This window comes from Pseudomonas sp. YNh, from assembly GCF_037993085.1.
GTDB classification, from domain to species: Bacteria; Pseudomonadota; Gammaproteobacteria; order Pseudomonadales; family Pseudomonadaceae; genus Aquipseudomonas; species Aquipseudomonas putida.
In genome coordinates this window covers 1-527 of the sequence record NZ_JBBMRJ010000094.1, presented here as the reverse complement: position 1 = coordinate 527, position 527 = coordinate 1, and the positions used below count along the sequence as shown (strand labels likewise).

At 59.6% G+C, this 527-nt stretch carries 1 protein-coding gene; it reads left to right on the top strand.

What is annotated here, in order from left to right:
* Positions 1–527 (top strand): RHS repeat domain-containing protein (locus tag WF331_RS29195; protein ID WP_340623575.1); only part of this gene is annotated, 527 nt, incomplete at both ends.

Below are 527 nucleotides of genomic sequence, written 5' to 3'. Positions count from 1 at the left end.
CTGATCGCCAAACTGAATAGCGACGCACAACAGCGATTCACCTATGACGACGGTGACCGGTTGCTGAGCATCGAGCGGCAACCGACCGGGATCGGCAAGCAGCTTGGGATCACGGAAGAAAAGCTTGAGTACGCCTACGATCTGCTCGGTCGGCTGACCAAAGAAATCACCCCTGACGGCACGCTCGGCTACGAGTACGACCCACTCAGCAACCTGACCACGCTAACGTTACCGGATGGGCGCAAGGTCAATCACCTGTACTACGGCAGCGGCCACCTGCACCAGTTGAACCTGGACGGGCTGGTGATCAGCGACATGGAGCGAGACGACCTGCACCGCGAGGTGTACCGCACCCAGGGCAAGCTCACCAGCTGCTTCGGTTATGACGCCATGGGGCGCAAGGCCTGGCAGTTTGCGTCAACCTTGTCGGCTGACAAGCTCTCGCAGGTGCATAACACTGGCGTGAATACGTCGCTGCTGGTGGAGCATGCGTACAACCCGATTCACCGCCGTTACCAGTACGACCC